Origin of the sequence: Achromobacter ruhlandii (genome assembly GCF_902859695.1) — a bacterium.
In the GTDB taxonomy this organism is placed as follows: domain Bacteria; phylum Pseudomonadota; class Gammaproteobacteria; order Burkholderiales; family Burkholderiaceae_B; genus Achromobacter; species Achromobacter ruhlandii.
In genome coordinates this window covers 47,187-59,469 of sequence record NZ_CADIJL010000024.1, presented here as the reverse complement: position 1 = coordinate 59,469, position 12,283 = coordinate 47,187, and the positions used below count along the sequence as shown (strand labels likewise).

Annotated in this window: 11 protein-coding genes; 2 read left to right on the top strand and 9 right to left on the bottom strand. The window is 57.2% G+C overall.

Features of this window, described 5'->3' with window-relative positions; all coding sequences use genetic code 11:
• The first annotated feature begins 29 nt into the window (after positions 1 to 29).
• Positions 30 to 320 (top strand): hypothetical protein, encoded by a 291-nt coding sequence (locus tag HV742_RS23385; RefSeq protein ID WP_175146487.1) that lies wholly within the window; start codon positions 30 to 32, stop codon positions 318 to 320.
• A gap of 97 nt (positions 321 to 417) precedes the next feature.
• On the opposite strand, the gene HV742_RS23380 is transcribed toward HV742_RS23385, so the two are convergent.
• The 4 genes from HV742_RS23380 to HV742_RS23365 form a co-directional block, all read right to left on the bottom strand.
• Positions 418 to 939 carry an RES family NAD+ phosphorylase gene (locus tag HV742_RS23380; RefSeq protein ID WP_082385688.1) on the bottom strand — a complete coding sequence of 174 codons (522 nt, stop codon included), beginning with the start codon at positions 937 to 939 and terminating at the stop codon, positions 418 to 420.
• Positions 936 to 1,298, bottom strand: coding sequence for an MbcA/ParS/Xre antitoxin family protein (locus HV742_RS23375; protein ID WP_175146486.1), 363 nt, complete (start codon positions 1,296 to 1,298; stop codon positions 936 to 938). Before HV742_RS23375 ends, HV742_RS23380 begins: the two co-directional genes overlap by 4 nt.
• 850 nt (positions 1,299 to 2,148) lie before the next feature.
• Positions 2,149 to 2,418: a hypothetical protein gene (locus HV742_RS23370; RefSeq protein ID WP_054473810.1), complete on the bottom strand. Its 270-nt coding sequence runs from the start codon at positions 2,416 to 2,418 to the stop codon at positions 2,149 to 2,151.
• A gap of 1,328 nt (positions 2,419 to 3,746) precedes the next feature.
• The gene (locus tag HV742_RS23365) at positions 3,747 to 4,004 is read right to left on the bottom strand and encodes a hypothetical protein (RefSeq protein WP_175146485.1); all 258 of its coding nucleotides are present in this window, start codon (positions 4,002 to 4,004) and stop codon (positions 3,747 to 3,749) included.
• A 91-nt stretch (positions 4,005 to 4,095) separates the two neighbouring features.
• On the opposite strand from HV742_RS23365, the gene HV742_RS23360 reads away from it, so the two are divergent.
• Complete coding sequence (locus HV742_RS23360; protein ID WP_254601228.1) at positions 4,096 to 5,388, top strand: replication protein RepA; 1,293 nt, start codon at positions 4,096 to 4,098, stop codon at positions 5,386 to 5,388.
• A gap of 895 nt (positions 5,389 to 6,283) precedes the next feature.
• Here the strand turns inward: HV742_RS23360 and HV742_RS23355 are convergent.
• The 5 genes from HV742_RS23355 to HV742_RS23335 all read right to left on the bottom strand — a co-directional run bounded on the left by HV742_RS23355 (position 6,284) and on the right by HV742_RS23335 (position 12,243).
• Positions 6,284 to 6,796, bottom strand: coding sequence for a restriction endonuclease (locus HV742_RS23355; protein ID WP_175146484.1), 513 nt, complete (start codon positions 6,794 to 6,796; stop codon positions 6,284 to 6,286).
• Between the two features lie 100 nt (positions 6,797 to 6,896).
• Positions 6,897 to 7,256, bottom strand: coding sequence for a hypothetical protein (locus tag HV742_RS23350; RefSeq protein WP_175146483.1), 360 nt, complete (start codon positions 7,254 to 7,256; stop codon positions 6,897 to 6,899).
• Positions 7,257 to 7,267: 11 nt separating this feature from the next.
• Complete coding sequence (locus tag HV742_RS23345) at positions 7,268 to 9,343, bottom strand: EAL domain-containing response regulator (protein ID WP_175146482.1); 2,076 nt, start codon at positions 9,341 to 9,343, stop codon at positions 7,268 to 7,270.
• 30 nt (positions 9,344 to 9,373) lie between these two features.
• Positions 9,374 to 10,093 carry a lytic transglycosylase domain-containing protein gene (locus HV742_RS23340; protein WP_175146481.1) on the bottom strand — a complete coding sequence of 240 codons (720 nt, stop codon included), beginning with the start codon at positions 10,091 to 10,093 and terminating at the stop codon, positions 9,374 to 9,376.
• Complete coding sequence (locus HV742_RS23335) at positions 10,093 to 12,243, bottom strand: type IV secretory system conjugative DNA transfer family protein (protein WP_175146480.1); 2,151 nt, start codon at positions 12,241 to 12,243, stop codon at positions 10,093 to 10,095. Before HV742_RS23335 ends, HV742_RS23340 begins: the two co-directional genes overlap by 1 nt.
• Positions 12,244 to 12,283: the final 40 nt, after the last annotated feature.

The window sequence follows — 12,283 nt, the reverse complement described above, 5'->3', positions numbered from 1 at the left end:
AACCACCCTGTATCGCAAGGAAAAGAAGCATGAAGAGACTCTTCTTGGCAATCCTTAGCTTGGCCAGCGCCGGCGCCGTTGCCCAACCTCAACCGGCGCAGCAACAGCAACAACAGCGAGAACAGGCTGCGGCCCAGCAGCCGATGGACATCTATTCGTTCTGCTACATCGAGAATCGCGCCTATTCCGAAGGCTTCCGATTGAACGAAATGGTCTGCGGGCGTAGCGACCGCGGGCCCACGAAGACCGTCAATACCGGGGCGAACTATGTACAAGTCTACCCCCTTGTCTGGAAAGAAAAAGGTGGGTTCTATAAGTAACTCCGCCGGCGCATGGGCCGTGGCGCCGGATTAAGCGCGCGGTCTCGGTGCACGGATATTCAGCTGTGCGGATCTATGGCGACAAGGCTGATCTGTTTCACGGTTGCACCCTAACCTTGGGCAGAATGTTCTTTGGATCGTGAACAGTAAGCTGCGTTGGCGACCGGGACGAGCTGCCGTAGATGACCAGGTTGATGCCGCCGGGATGAGCCTTCGACGGGAACAGAAGGCCATCCAATCCGGCCGTCACGACCAGGTCAGCCATTAGCCAAGTGGGTGGGGTCTTGCCGAGATTGAAGACGATCGCTCTCCAGTCGACCGCGTGTTGCGCCCAGAGTGGTGTCCAATGTTGAGAGTTATAGCCTGCGCTAAGGTCCGCCACACGTAAGCCGTCGACGGCATACGAACATAGGACCCCTGGCGAGAGCCAGGGGTTGTCTTGCTGGTACTCTGCTGCGGCCGTTTGAACGTCGCTCGCGAGATATAGCGCTTCTTGGCCCGGGCGATTGAAGCGCCCACCTTTGGCCGCAGCCCCCATTCCGGAAAGAGGCATATGGGCGTATGCCGGCGAGAGGAGCCGGAAATAGGCCAGGTTGCCAGATAGCTGATTGACAATCATCCGGCTGCTCCGCCCTCGAACGAGATGAGATAGTCGATGACTGACTGCGCCCTACCCTCTTGGATCAGCTGGTCTGCAGTCTTTCCTTCAAATGCGGGAAGGGGCTCATTGCGAACCAAATACGCAGCTCGCTCCACGCTACCAGTCAGCGACGTGGCGACATATAGAACGCGCAGCATCTGGCTCAGATAGCTCTGAAGCTCAGGAGATCTTGGGTTGCGCGTGACCGTATTACGGTGGATGTGGGCGCGATCAGCAAGATCCTGGAGTTGGAACCCGAACAGGCTACCCAGCTTCTTTGGGGACACGAAGCTTGTGTTGCCGTCACGGAATTGTTCCGAGAAAGATAGAACCGTCATGGTGGCTCCTTGTCATCCGGTTGGTGATGCACTAAGTATGCACCAATCATGCATCATTTGACAAGTTGGCCACTATCATTTATGGGCCTGCAGGTCCTTAGAGGACGTGCTTGGCCTGAATACCGCTGCGACATCGGTAACGCGGTGTGAGTTAGAAGCAGGCGCAAAGCTGGTGCTGTGCTTATATACTGGACAAATGAACAGCATTTCGGAGAGGCCTTGCCCTCCTCCCCTCCCCCTCGAAGAACTGGCGCAAATTGCCGAGGAGTATTCGCGGCATCCAACCGTCCGTTCTTTGCTTTGCGAAATCAGCCGCCTGCAAGCATTGGCATTGGTTGCTAACGAAGCACAGGAAGGGATACGCCGATCGCTTGGGAACGGCATCGATGTCATCCTCGGCACTGTTCGGGAATCGCTCGCGGCGGAGCCGGCCGTCCGGAGGCCGTGGCAGGGAGAGGCACAGAAGGCCTTTCCATGCGCTCTCTCTCTTGAGCAGCTGAGGCAAACACGTGACACCTGGCGGGGCGATGGCTTGGTGCGCAAATTGTTGTGGGAGATATGGCGGCTACAACGATTTGCTTGTCGCTGCGATCAGTTGGTTCGATCGATGTGTAGTGTGCAACTCGACGAAGCCGGGCCCGCCATTCAGGAACTGTCCGACATGTTGGACCGAGAGCCTGCGGTCATGTGGCAACGTCGGTGGCATAGTGAACTGCTACTTTGCGCTTCTGAGCGGACGTTGAATCCGAAGGAGGACGCAGTGCGCAGGCCGGGTGCCCATGACGAGATGGAAAGCGAGTTTCTGGAGGGGGGCCGCGGCGCTCGCCGGCCCATCGTCCGGCGTTAGGAGTCAGTCAATGCCCTTCTCAAATGCGCCTTTACGTTGGAGCTCGAGCAAGACGGCAACAGCTTCCAACCTGCGCTCCGCGCGGCCAGCTATCTGACCTGCTAGTTCCCCAGCGGCGTCGCGCCATTTGAGTTCGCCGTGAAAATACAGCCGGTCTACCAGTCCATCAAGCAGCTCCTGCGCGCTCGTGAGGTCTTGCTGCGCTTGTAAAAGCGTCTGAAGCACCACCTCGAGGGATGGAAGGTCTGCCGAGTCGGCCCGATTGTCTTGCACCGAAGCACTCCTGGTTCGCATCCCGAAAAGGAATACGGTGGATTTTCACTAGTGAAAATTTTACAAGAGATATTGCTTGAAGGTAAAGGTCGCTGAGTGAAATCACCCCCCTCTTCTGGCGAGCATCGGTTGAGCCATGTGAGTGAAATCACCCCCCTTTGGACAAAGAGTCTCTCGATGCGATGGCGCCGATCACCAGCAGGCCTGTCTCCCGCAATGAGATTCAGCATGATCGACATGGTTGGAGTGAAATCACCCCCCCTTTTTCTGTCCACGGATCTTGCCCGGTTTCCGAGTGAAATCACCCCCCTTTCGTCCTCTTGTCATGATGGCTAGTTAGTGCCCACTATCAATAAAAAGCCTTTAAAATTGATACCTTATGATCTCTCGACAGCTATTTGATCCCGCATTTGCGCGCGCAATCTATGCGTGAAATCTCCCCCCTTCAGGGGCGTGGGTTGCAGCTAGCTCCGTGCGTGAAATCACCCCCCCTAGTTGACGGCCTATTTTTGGAGTTGCGTGCGTGAAATCACCCCCTATTGGGCAGAGAGCCTCAACCGGTTGTGGATAAGTGGATAAGTCTGCATTTTCCAAAAGTTATCCACGTGAAATCACCCCCCCTTGATGAGTGAAATCGCCCACTTTTAGCGCGTGATATCTGCCCCCTTTTTTGCGTGAAATCACCCCCTCTCATATATATCCTGTATTTTTCCTTTAGTTTTTCCTCTACTACTCCCTGTATGAGCCCCCAGTACCTGGGGACAACTTGCCAACTTATCCCGGCGCTTCGCGCCGACACCCATAACTAGAGCCCCCCAGAGGGGGGGCCGAATCGAAGCCCCCCACAAGAAAATCGAGCCCCCCTAAGGGGGGTGAACGGGCCCCCAACCCCCTTCACACCACCACCTTTCATCAGCAAACTGTCTGCCGGGATACGGAGTTGGCACCGCTTAAGCGGCGCCAAGCCCTCCGGGCCGGCTCCTACCGGCAGACCTGGGCGTCCCCCGGACGCCCAGGCAAGCACCTTTGCTTCAACCCGATCCCAAAACACAATGTCCCAACCCAAGTAACCAACAGTAAGGCCTTCCACCAAACGCATGGCGCTCCAAGAGCTCGCACAGGGCCTCAGAGCGCATAACGTCAGTGTCCTGCGGGGGTAGGTACTGCTGCTAGTTCAAATCGCTCAGCGGCCGTTTCATTCGCTTCTAGTCTTCGCCCAAGCAACTCCACGCATTCGTTGCCGCATGTCTTATCATTTGCTTGCGCAAAAGCCCGGTCATCTGCATACTGGTCAACGTTCAATACCTCGAGAGCCCTCGATGCAACCGTTAACGCTCGACCAATTGAAGCTTCTCCACACGAACGGCGGCGTTCGCACAGTGCAACTTGCGGGGCAAGGCGGCGCCTTCGTCGTCAATATCCAATTGCAGCAAGAGAAAGCTCGAGGCTTTCTCGTTACTCTCCGGAGCAATGACAAGCCGCGACGCTTTTCGAGCACTGATGCCGCCTTGACCGCATTGCGGCGGATTGGCATCACGGCTGTCGACGTCGATATCAGCGATTGGCACCCCACTGAGCGCAAGCACGAGCGCGGCAATCCTGGCCGTGCTGCCGCACTGCGCGCTACGCACGAGGCCGCAGCAGCCCACAAGCGCGCTGCGTAACCGAGGAGCACACATGAACCGGCAGGCCCCCCTCGAATTGGTAGACCAGAGCCACAAGATTCGCTTTGATGTTGAAGCCTACAATGAACAACTGCAGCTCTTGGGTTTTCCCGCGAAGCGCGCAGCTGTTCAAGCCCGGGTTGTTGACATGGCGTTTTCGCAATCGAAAAGCGCTGAAGAGTTTGAAGTCAACCTGGTCAAAGCAGGCATCGCAGAAGACGTAGCTCACCACCAGGCGCAGGCATTTCATGCGTGCTTGGCCACACCTCAAAAGGTGGGCAAAACGATCTCGCGCTGGTACGCGTTCGGTGATCCCTCAGTTCTGGCAAGTGCAACACAGCTGCCGGCTAGAGCCGCGCCGAAGTCGAAGGAGCGAAAGGATACGCCAGTCGAATACATCCAGTCGACCGGCCAGGTCGACTACCCGTTATTGCAGACAAAACAGACTTCGCGCGTGCTCGATATCGGCCATCAGATCCGTGAGAACCTTCCCTCTAGCGAGGATTTTGCGTTCACCCACGCCATCTTCTGCCAGGTCGCGCTGCCGCACTCACGTTTCGATGGCAAAGAGTTCATGCGCAAATCCGGGCCCAACTGGATTAACGTTCAGGCCGGGATGATCGACGAAGGGTCAGGTCCCGTCCCCCAGCCGATTCCGTATGGCCCTATTCCCCGCTTGGCTCTTGTCTGGATTTCGTCTTATGCCGTGATGAACCGAGATCGCGAGGTCCCTATCGGTTCGAGTGCGGCGGAATTTTTGGCCAACATGGGGATGGAGCGTGAGGGCAGGCGCTACCGGACACTGCGCACGCAAATGCATGCGTTGGCCGCATGCCGAATCCAGCTAGGGGTAAACGGTCGTACCTACAACGGCCAGCCTGTCGAGCAATTCGACGCTTGGATCAACAACCGGGATTCCAACCAGCGGCCTTTGTGGCCTGGAGTATTGCGCCTCTCTGAGACCTATTACAAGTCTTTGATCGAAAGCGCGGTCCCACTTGATAACCGGGCCATGTTGCTGCTCAAGGGAAGTAGCTTGAAGCTCGACATCTACACCTGGATGGCGCACCGGCTGCATCGTATTGACACCACCGATGGCCTGTTCATGCGATGGTCGAAGTTGCGCGAGCAGTTCGGTCACGAATACCAAGGACCGGATGCTGACAAGAATTTCAAGAAGACTTTCCTCTTGGCGCTCAAGGACGTGATGCAGGCCTACCCCGCGGCGAAGATTAAGAAGATCCGCGGCGGCCTGCAGTTCGATGCATCACCCCCGCCGATCGCGCCCCGGCGTCTTCGGGCGTAGGGCCGCCGCGGTACATTCGAAGGTAACGGGGGTGCGTGAAATCACCCCCCTTTCGCGTTGACGCCTTGCTGTGAATGATGTCCTTGGCGATCAGCTTTAAACATCCTAGTCACGCTGTGCACTCCGCTGGCGCAAGATCTGACGGACTCTCGCGGATTCGCACTCCTGCAGCTCGGCCACCACCTTCTCGTAATCGATACCCTTCTCCCCCAATACCCAGCGCAGGGTCTGCACCTCTACTCTGGCATGGCGTTCACGTTCATGGAGCTGCTGTAGAAGGTACTGCTGACGCGAATGCTTCCCTCGAACTCGCTTGAGTTCGGTTTGCAGCGTTTCCACGTCCCCCAGGCGCCCGAGCAGTCTGGCGATTGTGCCAAGCTCTCGACCGTGGTTGACGACGTGGGCCCAGTTGGCCAACCTCCGATCGGTGACCAGGTCATGGGGCAGGCCTGGGCCCGGTCGCACAGTTAGGTGCCCGGCCAACACGCGAAATCGCGGGCGGCCGTACTCAATCAGTCCCCATCGAGGTGGAAGTTCGTCGACCGAGACGAGGCCTGCCGGCGCAAGATAGTACCGGTAGGTGCCGCCACTCTGAGCGGGATCTTGTCGATGGGGCTTCGCCAAATCGGCTCGGAAATCTGCCCGGGACGTCTTCACCTCGATCAGGATTGAATATGTCTCCCAACCGACGGAGCGTACGCCAAAGGCATCCATAACCTCTCGCCCGCAAGGGGATTGCACCTCTGAAAAGGCGACTGTGCAGCCTGCCCCATTCTTACTGTTGGGGCGCATCAACCATTCCACGGCGGCTGAGCACAGTTCGCGATGGGTTGGTGCCGCGATTCCCGACCGCTTTGTAGTTGGTATTTTCGCCATGAACCCTCCCCAGTCCTCGCTAGGCGCGATGGGCGCGCATCATTTCCACTAATAGCGGGCCGTCGACCAAATTGACTGACTTGCCTCGCGCGAACTGTGTCGCGTCTTTTGTGAAGCCCGCTGATGCCACGATCACAATCCCGGAGGCACCGTGATGCATGGCCAGGCCGAGCATCTCACGAACAACTGCGACCCCTACGCGGGTGGACTTCCAGTGTTTGCATTGAACGAGGACTAGTTCGCCGCCGGCACCACGGAGCCGGATGTCCACTCCCCCATCAGCGCCTCCCTGGCCGACCAGGTCGACGGTATAGCCCAGGCTTGAGTAAAACTCCGCAATTAAGCGCTCAAACTGATCCCAAGACAGTTTACGTAGCGCTTCGAGGTTGCTTTGCGATTTGACCCAAGCCGCACGTCGATGCGACGCGCGCCCCGCGGCAAGGGATTTGATTGCTGTAGCGGTCAGCGCAATCCACGCGGCGCCGGCGACAATCTCGACTACAGGGTATGGTGCGGTGCTATGTATGGCCAACCACCACGCTGCGGCCCGCAGCGCTGCAAACAGCGCAAGGCCCGACCAAAACCAGAGGCGCCACGGGCGGGCTAGCCTTCCGCGGCCGGTCGACCGCCGCCTAAGCATGATAGATATGCTCACCGAACAGTTTGCGCGCGGCCTGTAGCCTGGCCCCCATGCGTTCTTCCGGTGTGACCTGCTGGACGACATTCGACGCGAGTCGCGGACTGGCGAACGCCGCAAGGAAGGTCTTGTCGTCGAGATTCAGCAGAGCGCCCCGTAGCGCCGCGGCGTGGAAAGCTTGTTCGTCAAACAATCGCTCGGTGACGGCCACGAGCAGGAGTTGCGCCAAGCAGGAGTCCCTGCTGAGTACCGGAACTCCATGAACGTCGTTGAAGTAGAGCTGGTCGAGCAGCGCCACCAGGTTCATTTTGGGATGCCACGCAAGTAGTGCCTGGAGCTTTTCATTGTTAGACATGAGTCCCACCGTCAGGCGATCACCGGGAGCGAAGATTCGACGAGCATCTTTCGGAATTCTGCTGCTCGGATGGGTCTGGAGAAGTAGTATCCCTGACACGAGTCGCATTCGAGGTCAATGAGTGCTTGGACCTGCTCCGCCTTTTCCACCCCTTCGGCGAGCGTCTTCATTTCCAGCGATTTGGCCAGAGTCACAATGCCGGAAGCCATCTTCAGATCCTTGCCGCCGGTGTGGATTCGGTCCACGAACTTCTTGTCGACCTTGATGGTTGTCACAGGCAATTCCTTGAGGTAGGCCAGGCAGGAATACCCCGTACCGAAGTCATCGACGGAGAGCTGGACGCCGGCGGAGACCAGCTTGTCTAGGATGACGCGTGCCTGGTCGACGTCCTGGACCAGGAAGCTCTCGGTGATCTCAAGATTTAGCAGATGCGGGGGTAGACCCGTCTCATGCAGTATGTCGAAGACTACGCCTGGCAGCCGCAAGTTGAACTGGCGTACTGATAGATTCACGCCGATTGCCAGTCCGTGACCATTGGGACCTCGCAAGCCCGTGTCGTACCAACTTTTTGCTTCCCGGCACGCCTCACGCAATACCCATTGACCGATTTCAACGATAAGACCAGATTCTTCTGCGATCGGGACGAACAGGTTCGGTGGAACTACGCTGCCGTCTTTCTCCCAACGGATCAGTGCTTCAGCGCCCTCGATCTGGCTAGTACGCAGGTCGACTTGCGGCTGGTACACGAGAAAGAAATGATTGCGGCGCAAGGCCAACTCCAGGCCTTGCTCCAACTCTTGTCGCTGTTGTACCGCTTTGTTGATCTCGTGACTGAAGAATGAGTAGCGGCAGCCTCCGGCGCGCTTGGCGTGGTACATCGCATCGTCTGCCTGCCGCAGGAGGACTTCTTTGTCCTTGGCGCCGTCCGGATAGATAGCAATACCGATGCTGGCGGACAACTCCAGGCTGCGATCGTTGACGATCACGGGCCTTTCGCACGCTGAGATAAAGCGCTCGGCGACGAGCCTGGCGTCTTCCGAGCTTCGCAGATCGTAAAGGAGTGCGACGAATTCGTCGCCGCCAAGGCGAGCGATCGTGTCGGAGTCACGAATGCTGCCCTGCAAGCGGCGGGCAATCTCCATCAGAACCCGATCGCCAACATCATGGCCGTGTGTGTCGTTGATTTCCTTGAACTTGTCCAGGTCGATGAACAGCACGCCCAAAAGCTTGCTGTAGCGATTGGATATCGCAATCAGCTGGGAAAGGCGCTCCTGGAACTGGTTCCGGTTTGGCAAGCCGGTCAGGCCGTCATATAGAGAGGCCCTCAGCATTTCATCTTCTTCGCGTTCCCGGTCCGAGACGTCACGCATGGTGATCGAACAAAGACGACGCGTCGGCAGGTTGATGAAGCCAAAGCGGATCTCCATCACCATTTCCCGGCTGTCTTTCCCTCTCACCTTTAGCCGCCTCGAGTTCCAAAGCGCCGCGACCTTGTCATCCTTGAAGACGTCGCCATGAACCTCCACGATTTGCGCTGGCATGAAATCGCGGATATGCCAGCCGAGCACCTCGTTTCGTTCCCAGCCGAACAGTTGCGCTGCGGGCGAATTGAACTCAACGAGGTGGCCCGCCTGGTTGACCACTGCGACTGCGTCCGTAGAGCCTTCCAGCACTGCACGGAACTGTTCTGCAGGGTCTGAACGGTTTTCATCCATCAGACGAGACAGCGACTTCATCTTGGCTTTGAGCAGCGGCAAAGCAATTGGTCGAACGACGAGGTCGGCGCCGTCGTACTCAGCAAGATCATGGGCTTCATCCAGCTCGATGTCGTCCATGATGAAGACGATGGGCGTCCACCGCGGCGCCACGGACGAGCGCAAGCACGCCAACACACTTTCGGTCGAGAGCGCCGATAGACCATAGCTCAACAGCACAATGTCGTGCTTGTGCGCAACGAATGCGTCTACACCCGCGTCAAGGCAGCTGCAGGCCTGCACTTCGAAGCCCCAGCTACCTAGCGCAGCCGTCAAGGTGCCCAGTTCAGCCTGATTCGAATCGACCACAAGTACTGAGATTTTCCGCTTCATGACATGTCCTTTTTGTTCCCTACTGGAGGGTTATTCCTTTGAGGCCTTGAGGTCCGACTCTCGCGCTTGGCGCAGTAGTTCCGCGCGGGACTCCCACCATTGCTCGGCCGACTTAGTCGGCCTATCAGCGCTAGCCACCTTCATCGCGCGGTTTCCCGTTCCCACTTTTAGGTCCGGCACAACCCCGGCGGCCTTGTAGACGAGGCCGACGTAGCCGTTGGCTACGCCGCGTTCCCAGTTGCCGGATTGATATGCCGAGATGGCCGCTTGCAGCGCCTTCTCGCCGGGGCCAAATTCTTTGGCCGCCCGTTGATAGAAGTTGGTGAGGATCTTGCCGCCGGCAGACACGTTCGTGCAGGGATCAAAGACCTCTTCCACGCTTAATCCCAAGCCTTTGAGATTGCGATCGTTCACTTGCGACAGGCCGATGCTGACGGTGTGCCCTTTCTTCAGCAACGACTTGACCAGTTCAACAGCCTCATCTTTCGATGTCGGAAAATGAGAGCGCACCATGTCTTTGCGAACGCTCCAAGGAAGGTGCACAGGCCCTGCGTCTGCCACCGCGTACACGTGACCGGACGACTCGACTTTCACAATGGACGCCATCGTGCTCACGGCGACGGTAGGCGCACATTTGGCTAGTAGTTCCGCCATAGGCATTTCGGATGCTGCTATCGCCCGGGCGCTAATCGCCGCAATGGCAATAAATAATGTAAGCCTTGCGAAAAAATTTTCACTGGTAAAAATCATCAGAACGCCCTCACTTGTTGGATCTCTTGGACAGCAATGTGATTCGCCAATAACTGGTCGACAATTCGTTGGTCAGCAGCGGTAAGCGCAGGACCGCCGGCCATTGCCTCTGACATGGCGACAGTAGCTGGAGTTGCCGCTGGCGCTGTCCGAGCTAAGCGTTCCCGAAGAGGTGTATTCGAATGCGGTGCTGGCAGTTTTGACCAGGCAGCAAAATCGGGGACTTCGTCGTATTTGATCTTTCGTCCATAAATTGGCGGATTGTTTGCCACCAGCACCACCAGATCTTCATTCGACAGCGTCATCCATTCGCCTACAGTCATCAGCGGCCGTCCTGTTTTTTTACGGGAGACGGACACGTTGCCACCCGAAATACCCATTCGATTCGCTGATACGTTTTCTTCTTCTTCCGCAACCGTAGTCTCGCCCACCATGTCTTCCAGTCGTTGCGCTGTCCGCTCGTCCGAGGGGCCATAGGCAATGCGAATATGGCATCCCGCCACAATGGTCTCGTTGTCGCCATACTTATCTTGAAGCTGTCTCAGATCTTGGCAGATCAGCATCAGCTTGATCCCATACCCTGCGACGTAAGACAGCGCATCTTCAATAATCTCGAGCTGTCCAAGCGCGGGAAACTCGTCGATCAACATCAACAAGCGGTGTTTGTACCCTCCAACAAGGCGGCCGTTCTCAGCCGCCATTGGGACGGTATTGCGCCGAATGATCATGGAGAAAAAGAGCCTTGAGAGTGGCAACAGCCGGTCTTTGTCTTCTTCAGTAGGGATGTAGTAGAGGCTGACGGGGTCATCTGCCGTCATCAGGTCTCTACACAGGAAGTCGCTTGTCCGGGTATTGGCGGCAACTAGCGGGTCGTACCAGAGGCCAAGCACGCGGCGGGCGGTCGACAAGATGGAGCCCCGTTCTTCCTCCGCGATTTTCATCATCGATGCCGCTTGTGCTGCCACCAAGGGGTGAGTCTTCGTGGGTGCGCCGGCAGTGTCGACCCATCCCATCTTCAAGGTCGGGTCATGCTCTGCAGTTAGCATTCTCTGCCACATCTGCGTGTCGGTCTCGAACCGCGGATCCGACAGATACATCACCATTCCACCGATAGAGGCGTCGGACTCGGCATACACGTGGTGTAGCGCCACGGCGGTAAGCAGCATCCACGCCGTCGATATAAAGTGGTCTTCCATCCCCTTATTCTCGGGATCCACGATCATCTGACATATGTTCATGGCATCCCCAACCTCCCGGTCGGTGCCTTTACGGATCTCATCCAGGGGATTCCACTTCCACGTGGAGCCATCGTTGCTGGTGGGAGCGAACTTTCCAACACGCTGCCCCGCTCGTTTGCGCATTCCTGCCGTAAGGGCGTAGTTCTCGCCTTTTTGGTCCGCAACCACAACTGATGCGTTCCATGCGAACAACGTGGGAATGATCAACCCTCGACCTTTACCAGAACGCGTCGGCGCAAAAACTAGAACATGGGTAGGTGCGTTGTCTCGCAGGTACTGCAAAGCCAGCACTACGCTGGGATTCACGTCATAGAGCGGACGGCCCTCGCTATCCCGCATTACGACACCACCATTCTTGCGGGTCACGTGCCTCGATCTGTAGTCGGCGTGCGCGGGAGTTACCGTCTCCCCTTCTTTGTCCAACATGATCGACCCGACACAGATGCCCTTCAGTTCAGCGCCGGGATGGCCGAGCAAACCAGTCCTATCAACCTCCTCCGCAGTTGCCCAGTGGGCATCGCCGTGTAGCGACTCCATGCCCTCGGTGCGCTTAAACGCAAAGAACGTCACTAGCAGCCCCGTGACCAAACCCATTGCGGAGCCAGATAGTGCGATGACGGCCATTTGGTACACAGTGGGCTTTACGGCGACTAGGTCAGCAAATCGCCAACCCCAACTTATCCAGTCGAACGGAAGATAGACGGCCCATGCGCCCAATGAAAAAAGGGGCGCTCCTAAATGGCGCGAGTAGTTCATCTTGGCCGCGAAGAACTGCGTGGCAAACACTGAGGCGACCATGACAATGAACATCATCGCGAGAATGCCCAACATGACATTTTGCAGCGGCGTGCGAGCTGCCTTAAACGTCTGCAAACGGGGTTTTTTATCTGCCATAGTCGCGGTGAAATTCAAGAATCAAGTGCAAACCACAAGTGTAGCCATGTGAAATACA